At 66.0% G+C, this 26,100-nt stretch carries 29 protein-coding genes; 11 read left to right on the top strand and 18 right to left on the bottom strand.

From position 1 onward, the window contains the following. Positions 1 to 203: 203 nt before the first annotated feature. The 8 genes from ACLMAJ_RS15840 to ACLMAJ_RS15805 form a co-directional block, all read right to left on the bottom strand. Complete coding sequence (locus tag ACLMAJ_RS15840; protein ID WP_412014415.1) at positions 204 to 569, bottom strand: DUF5313 family protein; 366 nt, start codon at positions 567 to 569, stop codon at positions 204 to 206. A gap of 61 nt (positions 570 to 630) precedes the next feature. After that, on the bottom strand, positions 631 to 1,011 hold the full coding sequence (locus tag ACLMAJ_RS15835; protein ID WP_412014414.1) for a DUF5313 family protein: 381 nt from the start codon (positions 1,009 to 1,011) through the stop codon (positions 631 to 633). Positions 1,012 to 1,015: 4 nt separating this feature from the next. Next, on the bottom strand, positions 1,016 to 1,474 hold the full coding sequence (locus ACLMAJ_RS15830) for an SRPBCC family protein (protein WP_412014413.1): 459 nt from the start codon (positions 1,472 to 1,474) through the stop codon (positions 1,016 to 1,018). A gap of 37 nt (positions 1,475 to 1,511) precedes the next feature. Then, entirely contained in the window at positions 1,512 to 2,381 is an 870-nt protein-coding gene (locus tag ACLMAJ_RS15825) for a CopD family protein (RefSeq protein WP_412014453.1), read from the bottom strand. Between the two features lie 56 nt (positions 2,382 to 2,437). Beyond that, positions 2,438 to 2,983: a copper resistance CopC family protein gene (locus tag ACLMAJ_RS15820; RefSeq protein WP_412014412.1), complete on the bottom strand. Its 546-nt coding sequence runs from the start codon at positions 2,981 to 2,983 to the stop codon at positions 2,438 to 2,440. After that, positions 2,980 to 3,639 (bottom strand): YcnI family copper-binding membrane protein, encoded by a 660-nt coding sequence (locus ACLMAJ_RS15815; protein WP_412014411.1) that lies wholly within the window; start codon positions 3,637 to 3,639, stop codon positions 2,980 to 2,982. Before ACLMAJ_RS15815 ends, ACLMAJ_RS15820 begins: the two co-directional genes overlap by 4 nt. A 42-nt stretch (positions 3,640 to 3,681) precedes the next feature. Beyond that, complete coding sequence (locus ACLMAJ_RS15810; RefSeq protein ID WP_412014410.1) at positions 3,682 to 4,206, bottom strand: hypothetical protein; 525 nt, start codon at positions 4,204 to 4,206, stop codon at positions 3,682 to 3,684. Positions 4,207 to 4,219: 13 nt separating this feature from the next. Further along, positions 4,220 to 4,855, bottom strand: a complete 636-nt coding sequence (locus tag ACLMAJ_RS15805) for a DUF6474 family protein (RefSeq protein ID WP_412014409.1) — start codon at positions 4,853 to 4,855, stop codon at positions 4,220 to 4,222. 426 nt (positions 4,856 to 5,281) lie between these two features. On the opposite strand from ACLMAJ_RS15805, the gene ACLMAJ_RS15800 reads away from it, so the two are divergent. From ACLMAJ_RS15800 to ACLMAJ_RS15790, 3 genes are read left to right on the top strand one after another with little or no spacing between them, the layout of a single operon-like run. Beyond that, positions 5,282 to 6,901, top strand: a complete 1,620-nt coding sequence (locus tag ACLMAJ_RS15800; RefSeq protein WP_479725036.1) for a TM0106 family RecB-like putative nuclease — start codon at positions 5,282 to 5,284, stop codon at positions 6,899 to 6,901. Then, complete coding sequence (gene htpG, locus ACLMAJ_RS15795) at positions 6,898 to 8,853, top strand: molecular chaperone HtpG (protein ID WP_412014407.1); 1,956 nt, start codon at positions 6,898 to 6,900, stop codon at positions 8,851 to 8,853. The genes ACLMAJ_RS15800 and htpG overlap by 4 nt, the downstream gene beginning before the upstream one ends. Continuing rightward, the gene (locus ACLMAJ_RS15790; protein ID WP_412014406.1) at positions 8,850 to 9,674 is read left to right on the top strand and encodes a class I SAM-dependent methyltransferase; all 825 of its coding nucleotides are present in this window, start codon (positions 8,850 to 8,852) and stop codon (positions 9,672 to 9,674) included. Before htpG ends, ACLMAJ_RS15790 begins: the two co-directional genes overlap by 4 nt. Positions 9,675 to 9,749: 75 nt before the next feature. Here ACLMAJ_RS15790 and ACLMAJ_RS15785 read toward each other — a convergent pair whose 3' ends face one another. Continuing rightward, entirely contained in the window at positions 9,750 to 10,517 is a 768-nt protein-coding gene (locus ACLMAJ_RS15785) for an SDR family NAD(P)-dependent oxidoreductase (protein WP_412014405.1), read from the bottom strand. A 207-nt stretch (positions 10,518 to 10,724) separates the two neighbouring features. Here ACLMAJ_RS15785 and ACLMAJ_RS15780 point away from each other — a divergent pair, with 207 nt between their 5' ends. Next, on the top strand, positions 10,725 to 11,618 hold the full coding sequence (locus ACLMAJ_RS15780; protein WP_412014404.1) for an SDR family NAD(P)-dependent oxidoreductase: 894 nt from the start codon (positions 10,725 to 10,727) through the stop codon (positions 11,616 to 11,618). Beyond that, positions 11,615 to 12,304, top strand: coding sequence for a TetR/AcrR family transcriptional regulator (locus ACLMAJ_RS15775; protein WP_412014403.1), 690 nt, complete (start codon positions 11,615 to 11,617; stop codon positions 12,302 to 12,304). The genes ACLMAJ_RS15780 and ACLMAJ_RS15775 overlap by 4 nt, the downstream gene beginning before the upstream one ends. A gap of 163 nt (positions 12,305 to 12,467) precedes the next feature. On the opposite strand, the gene ACLMAJ_RS15770 is transcribed toward ACLMAJ_RS15775, so the two are convergent. From ACLMAJ_RS15770 to ACLMAJ_RS15760, 3 genes are all read right to left on the bottom strand, one after another. Then, on the bottom strand, positions 12,468 to 13,190 hold the full coding sequence (locus ACLMAJ_RS15770) for a TMEM165/GDT1 family protein (protein ID WP_412014402.1): 723 nt from the start codon (positions 13,188 to 13,190) through the stop codon (positions 12,468 to 12,470). Between the two features lie 293 nt (positions 13,191 to 13,483). After that, positions 13,484 to 14,011, bottom strand: coding sequence for a peptidase (locus tag ACLMAJ_RS15765; RefSeq protein ID WP_412014401.1), 528 nt, complete (start codon positions 14,009 to 14,011; stop codon positions 13,484 to 13,486). Positions 14,012 to 14,196: 185 nt separating this feature from the next. Then, a complete protein-coding gene (locus tag ACLMAJ_RS15760; RefSeq protein WP_412014400.1) occupies positions 14,197 to 14,820 on the bottom strand; it encodes a superoxide dismutase in 624 nt (207 codons plus the stop codon). Positions 14,821 to 15,081: 261 nt separating this feature from the next. Between ACLMAJ_RS15760 and msrA the strand changes: the two genes are divergently transcribed. Further along, the gene (gene msrA, locus ACLMAJ_RS15755) at positions 15,082 to 15,762 is read left to right on the top strand and encodes a peptide-methionine (S)-S-oxide reductase MsrA (RefSeq protein ID WP_412014399.1); all 681 of its coding nucleotides are present in this window, start codon (positions 15,082 to 15,084) and stop codon (positions 15,760 to 15,762) included. Between the two features lie 75 nt (positions 15,763 to 15,837). On the opposite strand, the gene ACLMAJ_RS15750 is transcribed toward msrA, so the two are convergent. Next, a complete protein-coding gene (locus ACLMAJ_RS15750) occupies positions 15,838 to 16,443 on the bottom strand; it encodes a hypothetical protein (protein ID WP_412014398.1) in 606 nt (201 codons plus the stop codon). A 547-nt stretch (positions 16,444 to 16,990) separates the two neighbouring features. Between ACLMAJ_RS15750 and ACLMAJ_RS15745 the strand changes: the two genes are divergently transcribed. From ACLMAJ_RS15745 to ACLMAJ_RS15730, 4 genes are all read left to right on the top strand, one after another. Continuing rightward, positions 16,991 to 17,356 carry a rhodanese-like domain-containing protein gene (locus ACLMAJ_RS15745; RefSeq protein ID WP_412014397.1) on the top strand — a complete coding sequence of 122 codons (366 nt, stop codon included), beginning with the start codon at positions 16,991 to 16,993 and terminating at the stop codon, positions 17,354 to 17,356. Between the two features lie 105 nt (positions 17,357 to 17,461). Next, positions 17,462 to 18,556, top strand: a complete 1,095-nt coding sequence (locus ACLMAJ_RS15740) for a DUF4328 domain-containing protein (protein ID WP_412014452.1) — start codon at positions 17,462 to 17,464, stop codon at positions 18,554 to 18,556. Continuing rightward, positions 18,553 to 19,320 (top strand): glycerophosphodiester phosphodiesterase, encoded by a 768-nt coding sequence (locus ACLMAJ_RS15735; RefSeq protein ID WP_412014396.1) that lies wholly within the window; start codon positions 18,553 to 18,555, stop codon positions 19,318 to 19,320. The genes ACLMAJ_RS15740 and ACLMAJ_RS15735 overlap by 4 nt, the downstream gene beginning before the upstream one ends. 481 nt (positions 19,321 to 19,801) lie before the next feature. Further along, the gene (locus ACLMAJ_RS15730) at positions 19,802 to 20,722 is read left to right on the top strand and encodes a DUF5926 family protein (protein ID WP_412014395.1); all 921 of its coding nucleotides are present in this window, start codon (positions 19,802 to 19,804) and stop codon (positions 20,720 to 20,722) included. Positions 20,723 to 21,025: 303 nt separating this feature from the next. Here ACLMAJ_RS15730 and ACLMAJ_RS15725 read toward each other — a convergent pair whose 3' ends face one another. The 5 genes from ACLMAJ_RS15725 to ACLMAJ_RS15705 form a co-directional block, all read right to left on the bottom strand. Next, on the bottom strand, positions 21,026 to 21,574 hold the full coding sequence (locus ACLMAJ_RS15725) for a ferritin (RefSeq protein ID WP_412014394.1): 549 nt from the start codon (positions 21,572 to 21,574) through the stop codon (positions 21,026 to 21,028). A gap of 71 nt (positions 21,575 to 21,645) precedes the next feature. After that, on the bottom strand, positions 21,646 to 22,194 hold the full coding sequence (locus ACLMAJ_RS15720) for a ferritin (protein ID WP_412014393.1): 549 nt from the start codon (positions 22,192 to 22,194) through the stop codon (positions 21,646 to 21,648). Positions 22,195 to 22,203: 9 nt separating this feature from the next. Beyond that, the gene (locus tag ACLMAJ_RS15715) at positions 22,204 to 23,595 is read right to left on the bottom strand and encodes an LCP family protein (protein ID WP_412014392.1); all 1,392 of its coding nucleotides are present in this window, start codon (positions 23,593 to 23,595) and stop codon (positions 22,204 to 22,206) included. 195 nt (positions 23,596 to 23,790) lie between these two features. Continuing rightward, the gene (locus ACLMAJ_RS15710; RefSeq protein WP_412014391.1) at positions 23,791 to 24,585 is read right to left on the bottom strand and encodes a CPBP family intramembrane glutamic endopeptidase; all 795 of its coding nucleotides are present in this window, start codon (positions 24,583 to 24,585) and stop codon (positions 23,791 to 23,793) included. A 46-nt stretch (positions 24,586 to 24,631) separates the two neighbouring features. Then, positions 24,632 to 25,393: a DUF2470 domain-containing protein gene (locus ACLMAJ_RS15705; RefSeq protein ID WP_412014390.1), complete on the bottom strand. Its 762-nt coding sequence runs from the start codon at positions 25,391 to 25,393 to the stop codon at positions 24,632 to 24,634. Between the two features lie 146 nt (positions 25,394 to 25,539). Here ACLMAJ_RS15705 and ACLMAJ_RS15700 point away from each other — a divergent pair, with 146 nt between their 5' ends. Then, the gene (locus tag ACLMAJ_RS15700; RefSeq protein WP_412014389.1) at positions 25,540 to 25,968 is read left to right on the top strand and encodes a hypothetical protein; all 429 of its coding nucleotides are present in this window, start codon (positions 25,540 to 25,542) and stop codon (positions 25,966 to 25,968) included. Positions 25,969 to 26,100: the final 132 nt, after the last annotated feature.

Genomic DNA, 26,100 nt, shown 5'->3' with positions numbered 1-26,100 from the left:
CGTCCGAGACTCGCGCCTGCGGCGCATGCGCTTCGGACGCTCGGACGCGAGACGGGCCGCGAACTCTAGTGCTCGGTCTCGCTTCGCTCGGAATACGGGGTCGTGCCTAGTGGGCGCGTACGTGGGGACCGTTGCGGGCTCGTGGTTGTGCCCTGGCGCGGGCGCTCGGGTGTGGGCAACGGGGGTTCGTCGGGCTCGCTTTGCTAGCGGTGGCCGTAGCGCAATTCGTAGAGGTCCCGATCATGTTCGGAAATCTTGGTGTGATCGAGGAGTTCCGGATTCAAACCGTGCTGGACCAGGCGGAAGCGGCGCCACACGTAGCTGAGCGCGACCGTGAAGATGACCATCGGAACGATCATCATCACGATGATGCCGATCTTCAGCGGCATCGGGCCTGGGAACAACAGCACCAGGGCGAAGAACGGGATGATCGGTCCAAGGAACCGGACGAGATAGCGCTCCATGGCCCCGTGTCCGACGAGGTCGCGGATAACCCACTCGTGCAGCTCCTCGGGGAGCTCGCGGCCGACATCGTAGGCGATCCGCTGCCGTATTGTGGGAGTCTTCATAGTTCCAGGCTATGCCTGTGGTATAAGTCACCGCCAGTCTCGAGCGGCAACTCGGCGAACTTCAGGCGCGGCCGTGCCTGCGCTCGTAGTCCAGCCGCTCGGCCGCGCCGCGCTGCCTGGCATCGGAATCGGCGAGGTCCGGGTCGAGGCCGTGTTTGATCAGCCGGCTGCGCCGGTACACGTACATCAGCGCGATCGTGAAGTAGATCAGCGGCAGATACAGCAGGGCCATCATCGCGAAGCCCATCCAGTTCGGGCCGGGTACCAGCAGAAAGAGCATGAGTACCGGAATCACCGGAAGCAGGAATCGCATCAGATAGCGGCGCGCGGCGCCCGGGCCGGTCAGATCGTTGCGCACCCACTCCGACATCGACGCGGGCAGCGTCCGACCGCAGACGTAACCGATCCGCTGCGGAAAACTCGGTGTGGTGCGTTCGACCATGGACTCAGCCTTGCCTACTCGCCTGGAACTCGGCGATCTGGGTGGTCAGGTTGTGCGTGGAATGCTTGACGGCGATCTTCACAAACGGCTCGATGGTCTTACCGAGCACCCGTCCAGCGATACCGCCACCGACCCGGTACTCCACGATAGCGTCGACGGTGCACTGGTTGTCGTCCTTGCCGTGGAACAGGAAGGTCGATTCGATCTCGAAGCCCTTGATGGACTTGACCGCGATCGCGACGTTCTCCTCCCAGCGCACCACCCTGATCGTCGAATGCAGGGTGGCGGGCCCGAGCCTGATGGTGCCGTCGAAGGTCGCACCCACACCCTCGATCTGGTCGGTGACCGGCGTGAATTCATGGATCTCTGAGATGAACCGCGGCAGATTGCGGTAGTCGTTGACATAGGCAAAGGCGGTTTCGGCCGTTGCCGCGCAGTCCTCGACGATTTTCACTTCGGTCATACAAGCACTGTAACCGCGGCGTCCCTGACCTGCCCTGTCACGCCGTCACCGCCAGCGTCGCGGCAAGCCCGAACGCGACCGCCATCACAACGACCTCGAGCACGGCCCTGCGCAACGACGATTCGGCGGTCATCCGATGGTCCGCCGCGCGCCGCACCCAGGTGCGCCGCCACCACCAGCCGAGTATCAGCAATCCAACCAGCACAAGGGTTTTCGCGAGCAGGATGCGGCCGTAGCCGGTGGTCACGAAGGGCGTGAGCCCGCCGACGCGCACCAGCCCGTTGATAACCCCGGTCATCGCGACGGTCGCGATCAACGGCAGCGCGAATGCCGAATACCTCGGCAGCGCGACCGCCCACTCACCGCGGGTGCGCACCACAAGCGCGAGCGCGACGAGCAGTCCGAACCAGGCCGCCGCGGCAAGCGCGTGCACCGCGCCGAGCACCGAACCGAACGGCTGTTGCGACATGTGCCCGGTGATCGGCCGCAGCGCCAGCGCCACGGCCGCGAATACCAGCACCAAGTCGGTCGACGCGGTCTCGGGTCGCCGGAAGGCCAGCGCGCAATAGCAGGCCACCGCGCCGGTGCCGAGCAGGATGGCGATGCCGACCTGGCCGCCGCTGATTTCGATGAGGAAGGTGCCGAATTGCCCGCCGCCCAGACGCGCTACCGGGACGCCGACAACGTCGGCGGCCTCGAAGACGAGCACCGCGAACTCGGCGCCGCACCAGAGCGCCGCGAGCACGGCGAGCAACCGCCACGGCGGACGCAGCCGCGGATGCATCCGGGGGAGCGCGGCCAGCCCCAATACCGTCGCGCCCGCACAGTCCGCCACGACACGGACGCCGCCCTCGGTCGGCACCCGCGCGGGAAGATCCAGCGCCCAGGCGAGCAACACCCCGAGCATGGCGGCCGGAACGACGAGCAGCAACGCCCGTGCGTCCCGGCCGGTCGGCACGCCGCTCACGGTTGTTTCCGGCTCCTGCCACCGAACAGTGCGAAGGCGAGGCCGCCGCCGAACAGCAGGACGGCGCCGACGATGAACACCCACAACGGAATTCCGCTCGAGCCGCCGTCGTCGGTCGCGCCGTTCTTGGCGCCGGGCTTGGGACCAGGGACTCCGGTGCCCGCCTTGGCGAGGGTGAATTTCCTTGTGCCGCTGACCGGATGGCCGTCGGCGGAGGTCACCCGGTAGGCGATGGTGTATTCGCCGACCGGACCGAGCTCGCCGACCTCGACGCTGACCGACTTGCCCTCGACGGTCGGCGTCCCCTTGGACCACAGGTTGCCGTCCGGGCCGACGACGGTCAGCGACGGGAAGCTGGTCTGTAGGTCCTCGTTGAAGGTGATGCTGACCCGAGCAGGCCCTGCGTCGATGGTGGAACCGTTCTCCGGCGAACTGCCGGTGACCGCCGAGTGCGCGGCGGCCGTGCCTGCGGCGGCGAGGCTGCCGCCGAGCAGCAGCAGACCGGCGACGAGTGCGGTGAGCAGGCGGCGTGGGGCGGTCACGAGCGCCGTCCGCGGATCACGTTGCCGAGGCCGAGCGCGACACCGAGCAGGCCGAGCGCGAGGCCGATGCCACCGAGCCATCGCGCGGTGTTGTCAGCGGCGTCGTCGGTCTCGTGGTCAGAGGCTTCGGCGGCCGATCCGTGCTCGTCTTCGCCCGCCTTCTCGGCCGCGAGGGTGACGCTGGGCGCCGGGTGCTCCGGCTCCGTGCCGTCGCTGCCCATCGGCTGATCCCAGCTGACGATCTTGCCGTCGCTGTAGGTCTGCTTGGTCGGGAAGCTCACTGTCGCCTTGGTCGGCAGCGGCCCGACCGAAACAGCGAAGCGCTGGAACTGGCCCGGCCCGACGCCGGGTGCGCCCGGTTCAGCGGTCCAGGTGACCGCGGTGATCTCCGACTTGTCGTTGCGCTCGATCTTGGAGCTCCAGCCGGGGATGGGCTCGGTGCGGGCGCTCTTGGGCGTCGGCAGGGTCACGGTGAGCGCGACGGTGTTCGCGGTTTCCGATTCCGTCGGCACCCTGAAGGTGACCACCGAATATCCGCCCTGTTGGGCGCCGGGTGCATCGGCGGTGACGTGCGCCGCGGCGGTGGCGCCGGTTGCCAAAACCAGGCCCGCGGCGATCGCGGTCGTGCAGGAGGCACGCAAAAGAGAATTACGCATGGGGTGAAAAGCTTTCTGTCCGAGGGGAACTGGTGCGACCGATCAGGCGGGCACCGGTGGCGCGCGCGGACCGATCGCGCCGTTCGGATGAAAGCGGTATGGCCGCTGCCCGGGATCCGACCAGCGATCGGTGCCGGTGATCCGCGCGTGCCGCGGTGTGACCAGGGCTGCCCGGATCGCGCATGACGCGACCGCGTAGAGCCGTTCGGCCAGCACGATGAGTACGGCGCAGCCGAGCGTCGCGATGAGGTGCGCGGCAAGCATCAGGCCGGACAGCTGGCCGGAGGCGCCGCCGGAATCGTGGCTGTGGCCGAGCAAGCCGGAAAGCGCGTAATGGCCTGCCGGTTGCCCACCCGCGAGCAAACCGAATACTCCGACGGGTCCACGCCCGACCGGCAAGGTGCCCGCGGCGCATCCGACCGCGGCGGCGACGAGCAGTACGAGCGAAACCTGCGCCGAATTCGGATAGCCGCCACCGGCGATCCCGTGCGCGGCTACGGCAAGTGCGCCGACAACGCCGCCGACCAGGCAGCCGCGCAGGCTGCCGGTAATCGGGCGGTGGCGCATTGCGATGGAACGATCAGCCGACGCCGAGGCGCGCCAAGACGTCCGCCTCGATCCCGGACAGTTCGTTCGAAATCGACGCGTGCACGGCGCGACGGCGTGTTGCGGGCATCTGCTCCGCGGTACGCACGGCGGCGGTCAGATTGTCGAGTCGATCCTGGGTGGCGGTGATGAAGGCCTTGCCGTCGCCGTTCATGCTGCCGCTGATCTTGCCAAGTGCGCCTTCGACATTCACGATTCGGGCCTGCAACTTGCCGCCGTGGCCGCTGAAATCACCGAGCTGTTCGACACCGATGCCGAGTTGATGGGCCCGGCGGTTATCGATCCGACCGCGAATCATCGTCGCGGCCCGATAGGCCAGCGGCGCGAGGACGGGAATCAGTACGCGGGCCACACCGAGGTACTTGCGAACCTGGCTGGCGCTGAACGGATCCCGCTCGGCCTTCGCGGCCAGCTTCAGCGCGGCCTTCTCTTCGGCCTGCAACGTGGAGATCTGAGCCTTGGCGATCTTGCTCTGGGTGCGTGCCTCGGCGCGACGGGCCCTGCGATCGTTCTTGGCGCCGAGTTTGGCCTCCAAACCGGCCTTGTGCTTGAGAGCTTTCGCCTCGGCCTTGCGGCTCGGACGCCGCTTGCGCTTCGTGAACAACCCCATCGAAGGCCCTCCGTCATGCTGGTTTGCCATGGCAGTACGACGTCGGGGAACGCCCGTCCGCCCATGTCACACGGTTTGTCGCCACCCTATAGGGTCCATGGTCGCCGCTGCGAGGGGGTGAGTCGCGCGTGTGCGTACCTCCGCCTCCGCTCCGGCCGTGCGCCTGTGCGTACCTCCGCCTCCGCTCCGGCCGTGCGCCTGTGCGTACCTCCGCCTCCGCTCCGGCCGCGCGCCGATCAGGACCGCACTTCGTCCGGCTGCGCTCATTAGGCGGTTCGTGGAGTTGTCGGGGGTAGGGACCATACTGCATACGTGTATTCGGGCATCGGCGACCGCGACGGCGGCAATCACGAGGGCGGCCATCGTGACGGCACAGCCGAAGATCGACCACGCGATGCCACGGCGGCTTTCGTCGATGCCAGGGCGCTGATCGGGTGCAGGCACCGGCTGCATCTCAATGCGGCCCATCCGGAAATGTTGACCGGCGTGACCGAGGACGCCGGGGTTCGGCAGCGGCGGGAGGCCGCGTCGGCGCACCGGACCCAGGTGCGCGACGCGCTGATCGCGGCGGATCCGGACAACTGGCTCGTGATCGACCCGACGCTGCGCGCAAGGGAGCGTTCCGAGGCGACGCTGCGCGCGTGTGCCGCTGGGACGCACCATATTTGGGGTGGATTGCTGCCGCAGGAGCCGGACACCGGACGGCGCGGCGGCTCGGAGATCTTGCTGCGCGACCTCGACCGAGGCGGCTACATCCCCGTCATCGTGGTCAATCACAAGGTGACCGACCCGCGCCAACCCGAGCCCGCCGACTTCCATCCGACCACCTCGGATCTGTATCACTGGGATCCGCAGCCGGATCCGCATCGCAAACTTCGCCAGCAGCCGCGCGATCAGCAGCGCCTTGCCCACCTCTACCGGATGCTCCAGCGCCACGGACTTGCCAGCCCGGCACTGGTCGGCGGAGTGATCGGGTATCACTTCGACCGCATTCTCGTGCACGATCTCGCTCCGCTGCTCACCGATTACGACCTGCGCTACGCCGACCGGATCGCGGTGGTCCGCGGTGAATCTCCGACGGTGCCCTCGAAGGTGCCCGAGTGCAGGCAATGCCCATGGTGGAGCAGGGGTGTCGCGGGCGAGGAAGGTACCGGAGGTGCGAGCTGCGAGGGCTGGTTGATCGACCATCGCGACGTCAGCCTGGTGGCGCCGGGCTCACGCGCCGACGTGCTGCGCGGGCACGGCGTGCAGACGATCGACGACCTGGCCGCGTGGGTCGGCGACGATCCGGAGGACTGGCAGCACGGTCCGTTCGACGAGGCCGTGGTGACAGCGCGGGCCTGGCTCGCCGGTGCGCCGCTGGTCCGCAAGGTCGACAAGGTGTGGGTGCGCCGCGCCGACGTCGAGGTGGATGTGGACCTGGAGAGTTTCCAGGAATTCGGCGCGTACCTGTGGGGCACGCTGCTCGACGGGAGTTATCGGCCGTTCGTCACCTGGGATCCGCTGCCGACCGATGACGAGGGCCGCTCGTTCGGCGAGTTCTGGAGCTGGTTGATGGCGGTACGCGCCGAGGCCGCCGCTGCGGGGAAAACCTTTGCCGCCTACTGCTATTCGCGCACCGCCGAGGACAAATGGCTCTACGAATCGGCGCGCAGGTTCGCGGGGCGGCCCGGAGTGCCGACGGTCGATCAGGTGCGCTCGTTCGTCGACGGCCCGCAGTGGGTGGATATGTTCCAGGCCGTCTCCGATCAGTTCATCTGCCCGAACGGCAAGGGACTGAAGAAGATCGCGCCGGTGGCGGGTTTCGCATGGCGGGACCCCGAAGCGGGTGGTGAGGCGTCGATGAGCTGGTATCGCCGCGCCGTCGGTTACGAGAACGACCCTGACCTGAGCCAACGCATCCGACTGCTGGAATACAACGAGGACGATGTGCGGGCAACCATGGTGCTGCGCGAGTGGATGGACCCGCGCGAACCGGGTCCGCACAGCGCGGACGCCGAGGTTCCTGCACTCGCCGATTTCGGGCGTCGTAGTATCGCGACGTGACTGAGCGCGTCGAAAAACTCGAGTTCCAGGCCGAAACTCATCAGTTGCTCGAACTGATGATTCATTCGGTCTATTCGAACAAGGACACGTTTCTGCGGGAGCTGATCTCCAACGCGTCCGATGCCCTTGACAAGCTGAGACTGGAGTCCTATCGGGACAAGGACCTGCATGTCGACACCTCCGATCTGCACATCGAGCTGGAGATCGACGCCGACGCGCGGATCCTGACGATCCGCGACAACGGCATCGGTATGTCGCGCGCCGAGGTCGTCGACCTGATCGGCACCCTCGCCAAGTCGGGCACCGCGGAGCTGCGCAAGAAGCTCAACGAGGCAAAGTCCGAGGCCGCCTCGCAGGAGCTGATCGGCCAGTTCGGCATCGGCTTCTACTCGACCTTTATGGTCGCCGACAAGGTCACCCTGACCACCCGCGCGGCGGGAGACGTCGAGGGCACCCGCTGGGAATCCACCGGCCAGTCGACCTACACGATCGAAACGCTGGACGAGGCGCCGCAGGGCACCTCGGTCTCGTTGCACCTCAAGCCGGCCGACGAGGACGACCACCTCTTCGACTACACCCAGGAGTGGAAGCTCCGCGAGATCATCAAGAAGTACTCCGACTTCATCGCCTGGCCGATCCGCATGCGGGTCGAGCGGACCATCACCGAGGGTGAAGGCGAGAACGCGGTCGACAAGACCATTGTCGAGGACCAGACCCTCAACTCCATGAAGGCGCTGTGGACCCGCCCGAAGAGCGAGGTCAGCGACGAGGAGTACAAGGAGTTCTACAAGCACGTCAGCCACGGCTGGGACGATCCGCTGGAGATCATCCCGATGAAGGCCGAAGGCACCTTCGAATACCAAGCGCTGCTGTTCATTCCGTCGCACGCGCCGTTCGACCTGTTCACCCGCGAGCACAAGCGCGGCGTGCAGCTCTACGTCAAGCGGGTGTTCATCATGGACAACTGCGAAGAGCTGATGCCGGAGTACCTGCGCTTCATCAAGGGCGTGGTGGACGCACAGGACCTGTCGCTCAACGTTTCTCGGGAGATTCTGCAGCAGGACCGGCAGATCCAGATGATCCGCAAGCGCCTTGTGAAGAAGGTGCTCTCCACGGTCAAGGATCTGCAAGGTTCCGAAGATCAGGAGAAGTACCGGACTTTGTGGACGGAGTTCGGCCGCGTCCTCAAGGAGGGCCTGCTCTCGGACTTCGACAACCGCGAGACGCTGCTTCAGGTGTCGTCGTTCGCCTCGACGAACTCCGACACCGAGCTCACCACCCTGGCGCAGTACGTCGAGCGGATGCGCGAGGGCCAGGACGCGATTTACTTCATGACCGGCGAGAGCCGCCAGCAGGTCGAAAGCTCCCCGCACATGGAGGCTTTCAAGGCCAAGGGCCTCGAGGTGCTGATCCTCATCGACCCGGTCGATGAGATGTGGGTCGGTTCGGTGACCGACTTCGAAGGCAAGCCGTTCAAGTCCGTCGCCAAGGGCGAGGTCGACCTGGAATCGGAGGAGGAGAAGAAGGCCTCCGAGGCGCTGCGTGAACAGCAGGACAAGGACTTCGGCGATGTGCTCACCTGGCTCGGCAGTGCCCTCGACGATAGCGTCAAGGAGGTGCGCCTGACCAGCAGGCTCACCACCTCCCCGGCCTGCCTGGTCGGTGACGTTTTCGACTTCACCCCGATGCTGGAGCGGATGTATCGCGCCTCTGGTCAGGCCGTCCCGGAAACCAAGCGGATTCTCGAGCTCAACCCGGCACATCCGCTGGTCACCGGTCTGCGCGATGCCTACGACACCCGCAAGGAAGACGCCGACGCGGGCAAGGTCCCCGAGCTCACCGAAACAGCCGAATTGCTCTACGGCACAGCGGTTCTGGCCGAGGGCGGCGAACTGAAAGACCCGGCCCGCTTCGCGCACATCCTCACCGATCGGCTCACCCGCACCCTGTGAGCACGTCAGCCAACCCGCTCGCGGCCGCAGAGCCTTGGGATCTCGTCGCCGACGGATACGCCGAATTCGCGCCTGCGGTCATGCGGCCCTTCTCGGCTCGCGCGCTCGAGCTGGCCGGATTGTCCGTGGATTCGCAGGTCATCGACGTCGCCGCGGGGACGGGCCTACTGAGTTTGCCGGCCGCGCGGCGGGTGGCGCATGTGCATGCCATCGATTTCTCCGACCCGATGATCCGCAGGCTCGTCGCGGGTGCGCGGGCCGAAGGCGTGACCAATATTGATGCGCGGGTGGGAGATGGGCAGGCGCTGCCGTTCGATGCCGACCGGTTCGGCGCCGGTTTCTCGATGTTCGGGCTGATGTTCTTTCCCGACCGCGCCAAGGGCTTCGCCGAATTGTTCCGAGTGTTGAGTCCCGGCGGCGTCGCCGTGGTGTCGAGTTGGGCGCCGGTCGTGGAATCACCGCTGATGCGAATGATGTTCGGCGCCTTCGCCGCCGCCGACCCGACCATCCAGATTCCGCAGCCCGATGTTCTGAATCTGGAAAATCCGGACGTCTTCGCCACCGAAATGCGCGAGGCCGGGTTCGCGGGCGTGAGCATTCAGCGGCATACCACCTCGCTGACCTTCGACAGCGGCGACGAGATGTGGGAAACCATGGTTCGCAGTAGCGCGCCGATGGTCCTGATGCGGCGCAACGTCGGCGAAGCGGTCTGGGCCGAGCGCGCCGCGCTCATGCGCGCCTATCTCGCGGACAACTACCGCCCGAATCAACCGCTGTCCACCACGGCCTTCCTCGGCATCGGCCACAAACCGCAGCCCTGAGCCATGGAACGAGAACACCCCGCCCTCCGGTCCGAGCGGAGTGGCGGGGTGTGCTCGTTGTAACGGCAGCCGAAGCTAGCGCGGTGCCATGCGCAGCGCGCCGTCCATGCGGATGGTCTCGCCGTTGAGGTAGTCGTGCTCGACGATGTACTGCGTGAGCTGCGCGTACTCGTCCGGGCGGCCGAGGCGGGACGGGAACGGGACCCCTGCCTCCAGTCCCTTGCGGTACTCCTCGGTGACACCGGCCAGCATCGGGGTGTCGATGATGCCGGGGGCGATGGTGTTCACGCGGATGCCGAACTGGGCCAGGTCACGCGCGGCGGGAACTGTCATGCCGTGCACGCCACCCTTGGAGGCCGAGTACGCGATCTGGCCGATCTGGCCCTCGAACGCGGCGACCGAGGCGGTGTTGATGATGGCGCCGCGCTGGCCGTACTCGTCGACGGTGTCGGTCTTGGCGATCGCGTCGGCGGCAAGGCGCATGACGTTGAAGGTGCCGAGCAGGTTCACCGTGATGACGGTGCGGAACAGCTCGAGATCGTGCGGGCCGTTCTTGGACAGGATGCGGCCCGCCCAGCCGACACCGGCGCAGTTCACCGCGATACGCAGCGGCACACCGGACTCGACGACCTTGGCGACCGCGGCGGCGACCTCGTCGTTGCTGGTGACGTCGGCCGGAATCAGGGTGACACCCTCGGGCACGTTATCGCCCGCACGCTCGATCGACTGCGGCACGTCGAAGCCGAAGACGGTGGCGCCCAGTTCGGCGAAACGCTTGGCAGTGGCGGCGCCGAGGCCGGATGCGCCTCCGGTGACAATGGCGGCGGAACCCGAAATCTCCACGATGGTCCTCTCGTTCGTGACAGCCAGTTGGCCCTTCGTCAATTGCACCCTAATAGGTGCGGCGGGACGTAGTCCGTCCGGAGCCCGCGCCGGGCCGAGCGAAGGCCGCCGCCCGCCCGGTCAGTGCGTGGTGATAGCCCGATCACGGCACCTTCGCACCTGGAAATATCTGCGAACATTTATGTTCGTTGGTGGTACCGTCGGAACATGAACGTGTTCTCGTCCGCGTCTGTCGCGGGGCGGCGAATCCTCATTACTGGTGCGGCACGGGGGATCGGTGCGGCGCTGGCTCGGCAGTTGCACGCGGGCGGGGCGAAGGTGGCGCTGCTCGGGTTGGAGGCGGATCTGCTCGCCGACGCGGCGCACGAATGTGGTGATGCGCCATGGCGTTACTGCGATGTCGGAGACTCCGCGCAGGTGGAGCGGGTGGTGACAACACTGGTCAGCGAGCTGGGCGGGCTGGACGTGGTGGTGGCCAATGCGGGGGTGGCGCGGCAGTTGGCGTTGATCGGCGGCGATCCCACGGTGATGGAGGAAACCCTCGCCGTGAATGTGCTCGGCGTCTACTACACGCTGCGCGCCGCGGGGCCGCACATCTGCCATCCGGATGGCTACGTGCTGATCGTCTCGTCACTCGCGGCCGCGGTGAACCTGCCGCTTGCGGGGGCCTACAGCGCGTCGAAGGCCGCGGTCGAGGTGCTCGGCAACACGTTGCGCAACGAGATCAGGCATACCGGTGCCAAAGTGGGCATCGCCTACTTCGCCGAACTCGACACCGATATGACCACACGCGGATTCGGCACCGCCGCGGCAAGGGCAATCCTCGGCCGGTCCACCGTCTCGGGTGTCGCGCCGCTCGGGCCCGCGATCGATGCCGTCGAACGCGCTATCGCCCGCCGCAAACGCAAGGTGGTTTCGCCGTGGTGGGTGGCGTTGGCGCTGCCGTTGCGGCCGATCGCCCAGCACCTCATCGATATCGCCCTGCGCCGCGGAGTCGCCCGAGCGCTAGAGATCGCGCGAACCGAGGAGGCGTCCTGCACGACGGACCAGCCGTCGCGACCACGCACAATGGAGCGATCGAACACCGGAGCCGCCGAATGACCGAACCGGCCGCCGCCGCCCGCCAACTTCCTCGTGGTCGCCACGGCTTGCCGAGGGAGCAGGTGATCGCGTCGCAGCGCGAGCGGATCCTGGACGCGATGGCCGAGGCGATGGCCGAAAACGGTTATGTCGGAACGTCGGTCGCCGCTGTGCTCAAACGCGCGGGAGTGTCTCGGGAGACCTTCTACGAGCAGTTCCGCTCCAAAGAAGACTGTTTCGAGGTGGCCTACGAACGAGCGGTCGACCGGTCGCTCTCGCGTATCGCGGATGCCGCCGCACCGCCATCAGCGGCGAGCGAGATCGACCGATCCCGACCGCCGGCCGATCCCGACCGGATGGACCGCATTCTCGGTGCCTACCTCGACGGCCTCGCCGAAGAGCCCGCCTATGCCAGGCTGTTCCTCGTCGAGGTCTACGCGGTGGGTTCCACGGCGGTAGCCCGTCGTGCCCTGCTCCAGGAATCGTTCGTGACATTGATCGCCGATGTCCTCGGCGCGAGCACCGAACAGCAACGCTTCGCCTGCCAGACCCTCGCCGCCGCGGTCAGCGCGATGGTCACCGCTCGAATTGCGGCCGACGATCTGGACGGGCTTCGCGCGCTGCGTGAACCGCTGCTGGAGCTGGTTCGCCGTAGCGGTGATCTGTACGGGAACGCGATGATCGAGCACGGCGCGGTGCGCGCCTGAGCAGCACTTCCGCTGCCAGCCTCTGAATTCGTTGCAGGCAGAGCTGCGGATACAGGCGACGCGCACGGTCATCTTCCACTCGGCGGTTGCCGCGCGCCTCGGTATCACTGTCACGGATCTGAGCTGCCTCAATGTGCTGAGCTTGGAAGGCCCGCAGACGCTACTACTGCAATTCGTCGGCGCGCTCAATGGACAGGTGGCTGTGGCTACCGATGATCTGCGGGCGACGCCGTGACCTGGCCAGCAACAGTGCGCCCGCGAGGGCGGGTGCGACCGCGGCAAGTGTCGCGCCGGTGAGGACACCGAGTCCGGGCAGCATTACCGCGAGCAGGGTCGCCGTGCCGAAGTAGAGGAACAGCAATCCTGAGCAGATGCCGATCACCCGTTCCGGCAGGTGCTTGCCGACCAGGATCCCGACCCCGATCGCGAGCGCGTCGGCCGCGACCATGCCGATGGTCGATCCGATCCAGACCCCGACCCAACTGTTGTCGGTGGCGAGCGCCGCCGTCGCGAACATGGTCCTGTCGCCGAGTTCGGCAAGCAGGAACGCCGACAACACCACGAAGTACGGCGCCTTGGTCGAGTTCGGCGGCTTCGGTTCGGCGTCTACGTCTTGGTCACCGAAATGTTCGCGCAGGGTCCACAGGCCGACGGCGAGGAAGGTGATCGCGGCGACCAGTGAGATCGCCCGGGTCGGCAGCGAGGCGCCGAGGAAGAATCCGACGCCGACCGAGATCAGATGTACCGCCGCCGTCGCCGACGCGATAGCGCCGAGCACGACCCACCAGCGGTAGCGCAGCGCGAATGTCAGCGCCATCAGCTGCGATTTGTCGCCGAGTTCGGCGAGGAAGACGATACCGACGCTCAGCAATATCGTGGCGATCATGTGTACTCCCGGGTCTTCGGCCTGCCTGCCGGGAGATCGGGGTATGTCTCCGGCCGACAACGAAATTGATGTCTAGGCCGAAGGTCTCGCCCACCGGACCGATACCGGTTCACACAACCGGACCCGCGCCATTGTGTGGCCACAAGTCAGCATGTCGACTGCATGATTGGGGGCTACTCCCCTTCGTTATCATCGACTGTACCCGGCCCGCTACTTGTGTGCCAACTTGCTGTTGTCGAAATCGCAATGCGCACAATAAGTTTGGCGATCCACGTGGCAGGTTTCGGTTACCCTCACGCGGCGAGCAGCATAGCCAGAACCGCGGTGTCGGGATCGCTGATCGGATCGAGTCCGACCCGGCTGATCAGCGAGGTGATCGTGCCGTCGGACTCGGCCTCCACCCAGGCCGCCCGATGCTCCAGCCCGAGATGCGGAACGCCGGGCAGCAGCACGCAGCCCGATGCCGCGCCCGCGCACTCCGGCAGCGAAGGGCGGGTTTCCGAGGGCGGATGCAGCATCAGCAGGGCCGTGGGCACATGACCGGCAAACCGGCCGGGAGCCAGCGCCTCCGCGCCGAGTACCGGGCCCTCGGCGAGCACCATGCCCACCGTGCCGGGTTGTGGGTCGTCTGGCAGATCCTCGCGCACGCCGAACACGGTCGAAGTGGTGAGCAATCCGGGCATCGTCGCCACCCGCACCGCGAGCACGAGCACCTGTGCCCACTCCTTGGTGGTATCCGGCCAACGGCCGGAAATAACGAAACCCCGCAACGATCCGCGAGCCTGGAACGGCGTGATGCCGATCGGTCCGTTCGTGTGCATGGTGCCTCCCGTCATGGAACCCGGGGGCGGCTTTGCCCGTCCTCGTACGTGGACTCCTGAGAATGGCTTACGAATCACCTGGCACACAAGTACCAAAGAGTGCTAACCGGACAAAACAGACCAGCCCGCAGCGGAAATCCGACTGCGGGCTGGTGTTCGACAGCGCCTTCGGCGCTGTCAAAGACTCATCCGAAGATCAAGCCCTTGGCCTGACCGGTGGCGCGCGCGAAGCGGTCCTGGACGTCTTCCCAGTTCACGACGTTCCAGAACGCGGTGACGTAGTCCGCCTTGACGTTCTTGTACTGGAGGTAGAAGGCGTGCTCCCACATGTCGACCTGCAGCAGCGGGATGACGCCGAGCGGCACGTTGGCCTGCTGGTCATACAGCTGGAAGGTCAGCAGCTTCTGGCCGAGGGTGTCGAAGCCGAGCACTGCCCAGCCGGAGCCTTGCAGGCCGTTGGCCGCGGCGGTGAACTGCGCGCGGAACTTGTCGAACGAACCGAACTGATCGTCGATCGCCGCGGCCAAGTCGCCGACCGGCTTGTCGCCGCCGTTGGGGGAAAGGTTCTTCCACCAGATGGAGTGGTTCACATGGCCGCCGAGGTGGAAGGCCAGGTTCTTCTCGTTCAGGAAGATGGCGGCATGATCGCCGGCCTCGCGTGCCGCTTCGAGCTTCCCCAGCGCCGCGTTGGCCCCTGCGACGTAAGCGGCGTGGTGCTTCGAATGGTGGATCTCGTTGATCTGCCCGGAGATGTGGGGCTCCAGAGCGCTGTAGTCGTAATCCAGATCTGGCAACGTGTAGTCAGCCACGATGTCCCTTCCTTGTGTCGGGCTGTGTGCGCCCTCGTCTTCGAGCACACTCAACCATCATTCGTACACCCGCTCGGTCCAACCTCACCCTGTGCCCCCTACATTCCTGGTTGCTGACGTAACTGCTGATTGTGTGAGCACATAGGACAACTCGTCGGGAACGGGCGACCTCCTACCGAGCCATACCCGCTGACCCGGACCGCAAGCTGTCGGCGTCCAACTTGCCGACCGAGAACTCCGGGAGGCGGCTAGCATCGAAGCATGTCCTGGTATGACGAACTAGTGGGGCGGGTACGCCTTCCGCAGCCGGTCATGGTGTCGCAGGACCAAGCTTTGCCCGGCCGGGGTGAGCCGCTCGTCGCGCCCGAGAGGCACTACGTGAACGGGCATCCGATCTATCCGCCGTTTCCGGAGAATATGCGGGTCGCGGTGGTGGCGATGGGCTGTTTCTGGGGTGCGGAGAAAGAGTTCTGGCAGCTCGACGGTATCTATACGACCGCCGTCGGTTACGTCGGCGGCTACACACCGAACCCGACCTACGAGGAGGTGTGCAGTGGGCGGACCGGGCACACCGAAGCAGTGCTGATCGTGTTCGACCCCGACGTGATCGACTATGCCGGTGTACTGCGGCAGTTCTGGGAGAATCACGATCCGACCCAGGGTATGCGGCAGGGCAACGATCGTGGAACCCAGTACCGCTCAGCCGTTTTCACGCTGAGTCCGGAGCAGGCGGCGATTACGCACGCCACCGCGAAGGCCTATGGTGAGCGGCTGGCCGCGGCGGGCTACGGCGCGATCACCACCGAAATCGCCGAATTGCCCGACCTGTCCGGGTTCTTCTACGCGGAGGGCTACCACCAGCAGTACCTGGCCAAGAATCCCGGCGGTTACTGTCCTGTGCACGCGACCGGCGTGAGTTGCCCAGTGGGTCTGGGCGCCTGAGCTGCGGCTGAACGAAATACCGCACATCCGTGATCGGATGTGCGGTATGGATGTGCGGTGGTGTGGTGCCCGAGCTCAGAGCTGCGGCACGATGCCGGGGCGCATGGTCTGCGGATCGCCCTCGTCATGAGCCTTCCACCAGCGCTTACCGCCGGCGATGAACTCCGGTAGCGGGATCTCACGGCCGCTCTTGTCGTGGATGGACATGTTGTCGAACCACACGCGCACGTCCAGCTCGCGCGGATCGATACCCTCCTCCTGGGAGAACTCCAACACGTGCGCGGCAATCTCGTCACCGATCTTGGTGTCGAAGCTGAGTAGTTCGCTCCACAGCGCCCAGCCGCTGTCGTCCACATCGATGAACTCCCAGCCGTGCAGGCGTCCACCGCCGAAACTGCGGATGCCCTCGTCCAGCCCGTCCAGCTGCAAGGGCAGCACTGTCGCAGCGAGATCGTCCCAGCGCTGAATGCGCATCGAGGCGGCGACCCTGCTCACGCCGGTGAATGTCAGCCGCACCCGATCTGATGCGGGTCCTTCCTGCGGAAGTGTCAACGCCTCCAATTCCAGACTCAATCGACGACCCGCCTCGTCAACCTCCAGTCCTAGGCATGTGGCCTCGGACAGAGCGGTGTTGAGCCCGGCCGTGTCCCATCCGTCGAGTAGCCCCCTGCTCACATTCATGCATCCAGGCTACCGACAGCACCTGCGGGAACCCGGTATTTCAGTTTTTCGCTAGTGTTCTCGTTTTTATGGAACCGAATCGACCCTGGCACCGTCCAAGTAGTTATCGGGACCGGCTCAGCCGCTGGCCCCGAAGGTGCGGCGAATGACCGCTCCGGGATAGCCAGGAGGGGAGTCTCGGATCGGTTATTCGTATCTTTTGGTTCGCCACGGGGCTGCTGGGCGGGGGTCGATTGGTGCGAATTCAGTGCCGCGACGCTCTTGGATCGAGTGGACCAGCTGATTTCCTGATAGGTCCGAGCTGCGAGGCGTGTGCTGTGTGATAGCTGATGCCTGTGGATAGAGTTGTGGATTATGTGGATAACTCTGACAAAGATATGCACAAGCACCCCGATATCGGGGTGCTCGGCAGGATCCGGAAGGACAGAACATACCCGAGGTAGCCGACCGATGTCGAGCCCGTTCCGCGCGTCGTAGCGGGGCGGTCGCCGGTACAGCGGGAGCCCACAACTCCCCGGCAGCGCGGCGCCCATGGCAGGATCGAAGAGTGACGAGCCCCGAGGTCCCGTCGGTGCCGGTGGAAGCCGTGCCCGGCGAGTTCGACGACACCGCCGAGAGCCGAGCAGGACAGGCGATCCTGCTGGACGTGCGCGAGGATGACGAATGGCGGCTCGGGCACGCGCCGGGCGCGATCCACATTCCGATGGTCGACGTGCCTGCTCGGGTGGATGAGTTGGAGTACGACGTCGACCTCTATGTCATCTGCAGGCAGGGTGGTCGTTCGTTGGAGGTCGTCAAATACCTCACGCACATCGGTTTCGATGCGGTGCAGGTCAACGGTGGCATGGTGGCATGGCAGCAATCGGGTCGTCCGCTGGTCGCCGATGGCGAGCACCAGGCAAAGATCTACTGAACGAAAGAGCCGAGGTGCTCGGTACATGAGCATCAGGCCCGGAGTCGGCAGCCTGGATAACCACGGACGGCCGCGAATGCCGAAAGGAGGCACTGGTTGAGTACGGTGGTGCAACCTTGTGCGCGCTGCGGCGCTCGCTGGGCCGTGCAGACGACTCCCATGCACTGGTGCCCGCGCTGCCGAGGCGTGTTGCTCTCGCCCGCCCCTATCGACGCCCCAGCCGAACGGCGTAACTACCGCTGGGTGGCGCGCAGGCCCGGCCAGCGCACCCGCAGATCATCGGCGTCGAGCCGCCCGGGTCCGCCGGTCGAAACCCCGCGCTACACCCAGATGCCGCGTTGGGGATTGTCGGATCAGCGCATCGTGCCCGCCGCCGAACGACGGCGCCCGCTCGGTGCCTTCGCGGAGCGGGTCGACACCCTGCTGGTAGCCACCGCGGCGGTGTTCGCCTTTGCCTGCCTCGCCGAACTCGGGCGATATGGGATTCTGCTGCGCAACCGCACCAGGTTGGTGAATCCGCTGCTGCTGACGGTTTCCGATTACCTGCTCTACCTTTCGGCTCTGCTCGGACTCGGAGTCGCGCTCGCCGCCGCGTTGGGCATGCTCGGCTGGCTGATCGAAACGCGGCGGGTTGCCTATCAGCGGTCCGGGCGGCGTGACCCGCGATCGGTGCGCACCCTCGGCCTCGGCTGTTTGATCCCGGTGGTCAATCTGGTGTGGCCCGGTGTCTTCCTGATGGAGACCGTGACGGTGTCCGCACCGGATCGACCGGCCGACCCGCGGGTGCTTCGTGCGATTCGGATCTGGTGGTGCGCCTGGGTGTTCGGCGGCATCGTCGCGGCGGCCGCGCTGCTGTGGCGTACCGCGGATTCCTTGCAGGCCAAGGCGGACGGGGTGATGTTCACCGCGTTCACCGACGCCACCGCCGTCGGTGTCGCCTTGCTGACCCTGTGGCTGATGCGGATGATCGAGGGCCGGGATCTGTTCGGTCACAACAGGATCGCGCGCCGCTGGGTGATGGCGGTCGATCCCCGGGTGCCGGTCATCGAACCGGTGTACCCAGGTGGTGCGGCCAATACGAATCGGCTCGGTTCCGCGAGTTCAACGGAGCGTGGTGCTGTGGATACCGGTGCAGTCGAGGATCAGGATGACGACAGCAGTGCAATGAATCGTGAGCACGAGGAGGTTGTGGCCAAGTGAGCCAGGGCAATCGCGCACCGTTCGTGGTCGCGCACCGGGGAGCCTCGGCGGCGCGACCCGAGCACACGATCGCCGCGTATGAGCTTGCGCTCCAGGAGGGCGCCGACGGCGTGGAGTGTGATGTCCGGCTGACCAGGGACGGTCACCTGGTCTGTGTGCACGACCGCACCGTCGATCGGACCTCGTCGGGCACCGGCCTCGTGAGCGAGATGACCCTCGCCGAGCTGAAGGCTCTCGACTTCGGAATCGACGGCGCACCAGCGGAAGTGCTCACCCTGAGCGAACTGATCGAGCTGGTGCTCGACTGGCGTAGCAGGCCGACGAAGCTGTTCATCGAAACCAAGCATCCCGTCCGCTACGGCGCATTGGTGGAGAACAAGCTGCTCGCGGAACTTCAGCGTTTCGGTATCGCGGCACCGGCTTCCGCGGACCACTCCCGTGCGGTGGTGATGTCCTTCGCGGCCACCGCGGTATGGCGTATCCGCCGTTCCGCTCCGCTGCTTCCGACGGTGCTGCTCGGCGAATCATCGCGCTACCTCGGTGGCGGCGCGGCGACCACGGTCGGCGCCACAGCCGTCGGACCATCGGTGAAAACCCTTCGCGAACACCCGGATCTGGTCGACAAAGCCGCCGCCGCGGGCCGCGCGACCTACTGCTGGACCGCGGACGAACCCGACGACGTCCGCCTCTGCGCCGACCTCGGCGTCAGCTGGGTAGCCACCAATCACCCCGCCCGCACCAAGGCCCTACTCGCCGACGCTTGAAGGCTCGACACCCTACGTGCGCCCCCCGCCCGCCGGTCACCGATCTATGACCGCGCGATAGATGAGCATCCAGTCTCGCGACCATTGCCATCGCCGCCGCGAATTGGCATGCCCCGGCTTCCAGCTCAGAGCCCGTCACCCGTCTCGCCCCGAAGCAGGCAAAGCACATCCCGAAACGGCGAGAACCAGTCCCACAAACAACCATGCCCGGCAACACCACTGGCCGAGCGTGTCCGCAAGGTCACGACCATCGCCACCGCCGCCCCCAATAGGCACGACCCCGTATTCCGAGCGAAGCGAGACCGAGCACTAGAGTTCGCGGCCCGTCTCGTGTCCGAGCGTCCGAAGCGCATGCGCCGCAGGCGCGAGTCTCGGACGCTCGGACACGAGACCAAGGGGGCCGCGAACACGCGACGCCGCAGGCGTCGCCAAACAAGCACAGCCGCAGGCGCTGCAAATCAAACACTGTAGTTTGTGCGCCGTGGGTAAGAGCAAGCGGAATAGTCCGAAGCCCGGAGGCAACCGGGCGCAGCGTCTCACCGAACGGCGGGAGGCGCTGGAGCAGTCGGGACAGGGTGTCACGCGCCCGTTCGAGGGGCTGGCCGCGGAGTGCGATCTTGTCGCGCTACGCGAGTTCGTGCCGTCGGCGACGGCGACGCTGACGCTGTCGCCCGGTGTCGCGGCCGAGCGTTCGGTGGTGCTGGCAACGGTGCTGCCCGGTGCGGTCGCCGCGCTGGTGCGCGCGGGCGATCAGCCGACCGGTTACGTCGGTGTGCAGGTCCAGTTCCAGGACGTCGACCCGGCTTCCGATCTCGCGGCCGCCATTCTGTGGACGCAGTCCGCGGAGCCCGGCGAGTCGCTGGCCGCCGCGAAGAGCGTGGATGGTGGCCTGAGTCTGGCCGATGTGATCGATCCCGGCGCCGATCTCGAGCTCACTGTGCATCAGGACTTCGACTGGTGGGTGCCCGAGGGCGTAACTCCCGATCCGCAGGTCGCCGCGACCATCGTGCAGGCGAAGAAGGCGATCATGCCGTCGGCGCGGCTCGAGCTCGGCGCCGACTCGATCGGTGCGGCCTGGTGGGTCGATGCGGGCGAGAAGGCGCATGTGCGCTGGGTCCGTCCGGAGGACGAGGATGCGCTGATGCTCGCGCTGGCCAGGCTGCACGCCGCGGGCGGACTGCACCTCGGCGAAGGTTCGCGTTTCGCGGGGTCGTTCCGTACGCACGGGCTGCTGGTTCCGGTGTTCGATCTCGATCCCGAACTGCATGCCACAGAATGGACCAAGCCTGCCATCGAGTTCGGTGCGCGGCTGTCGGAGGCGCTTGCGAAGGATGCGCCGCTTTCGGCCGATGAGCGTCGTTCGCGCGACGGCTTGCGTTCGCGTCAGATCACCTTGCGATGATCGAAAAATATCTCGAAAGAATTTTGTGAAACACTCTCATTTCTAATCAGGCTCGGTTAGGTTCTCTTTATCACCGAAAGATGGTGGTGGTGAGGACAACCTCACCGATCTGATGAGGAAGATAGGGAACATTATGGACGCGATCCTCGTACTGCTCAAGACTCTGCTCAGCTCGCTGAGTGCCTCATAAGCATCTCGCAGAACATTGACGGCGGAGTTATTCGAAACCCGCCCTCGATATACCAGCGAAAGGCCCAGCTCGTCGTGGCGAGCTGGGCCTGATCGGTTGGCAGATACTTTCGATTAGACCGAGCCGCCCGCGGTGGACGGGGCGCCGGAAGTATCGCTCGGACCACTCATTTCCCTGGCGATGAAATCCTCGAGGTCGAACAGGTTCGACCCGGCGCGATCGGCGATGGTGAGCAGTGTCGTCATGTTCGCGACCTCCTCGACCTGTTCCTTGAGGAACCACTGCATGAACTGCTCGCCGAGGTAGTCGCCCTCTTCGCGGGCGGTGCTCGCCAATTGGATGATCTGTTCGGTGACGGCTTTCTCCTGCGCGAGCGCCAACGCGATCGGTTCGCGGACATTCTCGAATTGAGATTTCGCGCTATCGATACCGGAAAGGTCGATGCTTATATCCCGATCGAGGAAGTACTGCACGATCATCATCGCATGATTGCGCTCTTCGACCGCCTGCGCATAGAAGCGCTTGGCCAGCTGTGGCAGGTCGGCATTATCGAACCACACCGCGATTGCGATGTATTGGTGTTCGGCGTTGAATTCATGCCGGATCTGGTCGTGGAGCAGGCCGTGGAATTTGCTGCGTGGGGACTCCGGGTGGCTGGACATGCCAGCGACATTAGCGCTGGTCAGCCCGCATGTCATCCAAGTGCAACCTTATTGAGGCTAGTGTTGCCTAATTAATTCTTTGCAGTTCCTGCCATTTTGGGGGCTGTCAGATCGGCGCGCGGGGCCGCCCGCAGTTCACGCGAGATGAAGTCTTCGACGTCGAACAGATCGCCCGCGGCACGGTCGACAACGTTGAGCAGGGTGGTCATCCCCGCGACGTCCTCCACCTGTTCCTTGAGGAACCACTGGATGAACCGTTCGCCGAGGTAGTCACCGGAGGTGCGCGCCGCATCGGCGAGTGCGGTGATCTGCTTCGCGCTGGTGCGCTCGGAGTCCAGCAGGAAAGCGACGGCGGAACGCGGGGATTCGAAGCTCGCCCGCACCTCGTTCAGCCCGGCTACCTGGACTTCCATATCGCGATCGAGCAGGTACTGGACCATGCGTAATGCATGCGCGCGGTTCTCGTCGGACTTGCCGTAGCAGTACTTGGCCAACTGCGGCAGGCGATCGGAATCGAGATACACCGCGGCGGAGAGGTACTGCTGGGCGGCAGTGAGCCCGTGGCGGATCTGTGCGCGCAGCAGGTCGGGGAATGGCTGGTCGACGTCGGAGTCGGGCATAACCCGACGCTACCTCGTCAGCAGATCCTTCGGGACCGGTTGGTCCTTGGCCAGTGCATCGAAAAACAGGCCGGCCTTGCTCTTGTCCCACAGCACCACGTTTCCGCTGTCGGTATCGTCGAAGCCGCCGATCGGGACGGTGGTCGTCACCGTCTCACCGCGCAGCGCCCAGCCGAGCTGCCCCAGATTCCAGATGTGGTCGCCGTCATCGACTTTCAGGGATTTCGCGGTGTCACGCGCGAGCGGCCACAGGTTGAACGGGTTGGCAAGGGTGGCGCCGCTCGTGGCCTTCTTCAGCAGGGCAGCCATGAACAAGCGCTGGTTGTTCATGCGGTCGATGTCGGCGAGCGCGGTGGCTCGGCTGCGCACGAAGCCGAGTGCCTCCGGTCCGTCGAGCCGCTGGCAACCCGCCGCCAGGTTGATACCGGCCAGTGGATCGTCGATGGGCTTGGGCACGCAGACATCGATGCCGCCGAGGGTATCGACGATGCCGGCGAAGCCGCCGAAGCCGATCTGCGCGTAGTGATCGATCCGTACGTCGGTGGCCATCTCGACGGTCTGCACCAGCAGTTGCGGGCCGCCGATAGCGAAGGCGGCGTTGAGTTTGTCCTTGCCGTAGCCGGGGATTCCGACGTAGGAATCGCGCGGCAGGCTGACCATCGTGGTCGGTCCCGACTTCGGGACGTGCACCAACATTATGGTGTCGGTGCGCTCGGGTCCGACCTCGCCGCCGGTGGCCAACTCCTGCTCCTGTTCGGGCGTCAGGCCCGCGCGGCCGTCGGAACCGACCAGCAGCCAGTTGGTGCCGGGAGTGTCGCCGACGCGATCGGCGTAATTCGGTAGCGCGTCGATCCGGTTCAGCGAGTTGTCCAGCTTGATGACCCCCGCGACGGCTGCAACGACGAGCACCACGAGCAGGACGAGGAACCAGCGGAAAAGATGTAGTTTGCGGCGCTTGCGCGGTGGCTCGGCCCCGCGGTCCCTGCGCGATGGCGGCGCGGCGGGCGGCGGCGGCGGTGGTTCCCGGTATTGGCGCGGTCGCTGTGCATGAGGCTGCTGCGCGGGATCGTGATACGGAACCGGCTGCTGGGTCGGCTGGTACGCCGATGGCGGTTTTCTCATCGACGGCGGCATGCGCCGTCCGGCCGGTTCCGGTGGGACCTGGGAGTAGGCCAGGGGCGGCGCGTAGCTCGGCGGCCCATCGCGATGCATTTTGTGGGTGGATTCGATGGGTGGCTGCTCCGGCCGTTGCGCTCCGCGATGCTGAGGCTCGCCTCTGCGCGGGTTGGGCGGGTGTGGCTCGGGCCGCTGCGGTCGCGGGGTCGGCGGTTCACCGGGCCGACCGGGTGGTGGCGGGACCCGGCGCGTCCGTGCGTTGTGCTGGGGGTCGTCGCCATTCATCACTAGGCACTCTACTGATCAGGGGCCGCGCGGGGTGATTCGCGGCGGCCGGATATCGGTTCGGACGGCGGAGCTGGTCGATGCGGGTGTGTCTGTTCGGAATCCCCTCGGGCGGCGCAGGACGCTACCCAGCACCGATCGTGAGCGGCCGAGTATCGGCGCTCCCTATTGAATTCGCTAACGGACCGAACTTGGTTACGGCAGCCAAGAAACATGTCCGCGCAAGAGGGTGTAGCCGATGTAGGCCACCGTGTCGATGGTGGCGTGGGCCAGGATCAGCGGCCACAGGCGATTGGAGCGTTGCCAGTAGCGGCCGAAGATCACCCCCATCACCAAATTTCCGAGGCCGCCGCCCAGGCCTTGGTACAGGTGGTAGCTGCCGCGCAGCAGTGCGGAGGCCAGCAGCGACGAGTTCTCCGACCAGCCGAGCTTGCGTAGCCGCGTGATCAGGTACCCGACAACCAGGATTTCCTCGGCCGCCGCGTTCGCGCACGCGGAAAGGATGAGTGCGGGCAGTCGCCACCAATGATCACCGAGCGAACTGGGCACGATGGTGACACTGACGCCCAACGCGTGCGCGGTCAGGTAGAGGCCGAGCCCGGGCAGGCCGATGAGCGCCGCGAGCCCGAGCCCGGGCAGCACGTCCGAACGCCACCGTATCCGCGCAAGGCCGACCACGCGCGGCCCGATCCCGCTGCGCCACAACAGGTACAGACCCAGCGCGGCCCAACCGGCCAGCCGCAAAACCCCGAGCAGCTGAAACAGCAGGTCGATCGTCGACTGCGCGGCACGCGACGGATTCAGCGCGACGGTCTGTCCACGGACACCACCGGGTGAGAGTGCGCTTTCGATCAGCGAGAGCGCGGCATTGAGCCCGCTCAGCCCGAAGGTGACGACCAGAACCACCGCGATCTCGAGCTTGATCGCGAATCGCTCCCGATCCTTCGGCTCGGGCCTGTCCCAGGTGGGAACCGATTCAGCAGCGCTCATGGGCTCGAATCTATTGCCAGGGCACCGTGCGCGGGCAATGCGCGCTTCAGATGCGGCGCAACCCGTTGAGGAACGGGCAGCCTGCCAGCGTGCGGACGGCGCGGCTCAAGGATTCGATGTCCTCGGCCGGTGCGTTGAAGGGCAGGCGAAAGTCGTGGTCGCCGTCGGTGCCTTCGATGCGCAGGGTGAGGCCGTATCGATCGATGGCGAGCGGGTGTATCGAGCCGCGCTGTAGGCGCGGCGGCAGGTGGCGGGCGAGTTGCGCGACGACATCCGCGTGGTCGGCGTCCATGTGCTGTAGCCATGCGGACTCGAGCTCGCCGAACGGGTCGGGCTCGGCGAGGCGAAGCTCGTCGACACAGACGGATTCGGCGCCGGTCGAGTCGGCCATCACCGCGGAGTTGATCACCACGCGCAGCAGGGTCGCGGTGTGTCCTACGTCGAGCAGGCCGGGATGTGGAAGGTCCGCGGCCACCTCGGAGGCCAACGCGCGTTGCGCCTGTTTCGGGACCGTGCGCACCCAGCCGCGCAACCAGACCAGGGCCCGTACCGGCTCCCGCAAGGTCAGCGGCGAATGGTCGGTGAGCTCCAGCACCGCAGGCGCGCCCGCGTCGCCGGAATTCGCCGCGAGCACCGCGGCCATCGACGCGGTCGGCACCGCGATCACCGCATCACCGCATTGCCGCAGATGATGTACCGAAACCGGGGTCGGATCGATGCCCGGCATCGCAAGTACCGCTTGCTCAGCATGCGCGCATGCGCTGCGAACCCGCTCGGCGGTGGATGGTGCGACGGTCGGGTTCGGCATGCAGACCTCCAGTACTCGGCGTTGCCCCGCTTCGCGTGACTAAATTAGGTAAACCTAAGCTAAGTCACGGAGCGGTTGTTTCGCAAGCTTTCGCGTCGGCCGGATCCTGGGAGTTAGCCGCGAACGGCCATCGCTACGGTGAAGGGATGGCGGATGGATCGGGAGAACCGGTGTTGATCTCGTTGACGGCGCCTGCCCGGCGAAGCCTGGCGGCGGGTCTGGTGCGCGCCGTCGGATCCGGAGATCGAAACTTGGTGGCGCGTACCGTCGATGTGGATGTTCCCGATGCGGAGATCGCCGATTTTCTCGCCGAGGTCGCACACGCGGATACCGGGTTCATCGCACGCACCGCCAACGGCGATCGGGCCCTGGCAATCGTCGCGGCAACTGTGGCCGCCCTGTGCGGTGAGGATATTCGCGCCGCCCTCCGCACCCCGGACATCGCCTTCCTGACCGCGCTGAAACCTCCTGCGATCGAGGCTTTTCGCACCGTCCTGCTCGCTATCGAGACCGAAGAACCGGACGAGGTGATCCGGTCCCTTTCACCACTCGCCGGCACGGATTCGCCTAGGTGACAACCGGTTTCGGGAGTACACGGGTCTCGCACCCGATTCGCGGGGGCCGGAGCGTGCCGCCTGGCCACCGGGCCGCGACGGTCGAGGCCAGCGCCTGACCGTCGCCCGAAAGACCGGAAGCGGCGGGGAGCG

Source organism: Nocardia arseniciresistens, assembly GCF_046764875.1.
In the GTDB taxonomy this organism is placed as follows: domain Bacteria; phylum Actinomycetota; class Actinomycetes; order Mycobacteriales; family Mycobacteriaceae; genus Nocardia; species Nocardia arseniciresistens.
Note: the sequence above shows the minus strand (reverse complement) of the source record. Positions and strands in the feature narration are given on the sequence as shown.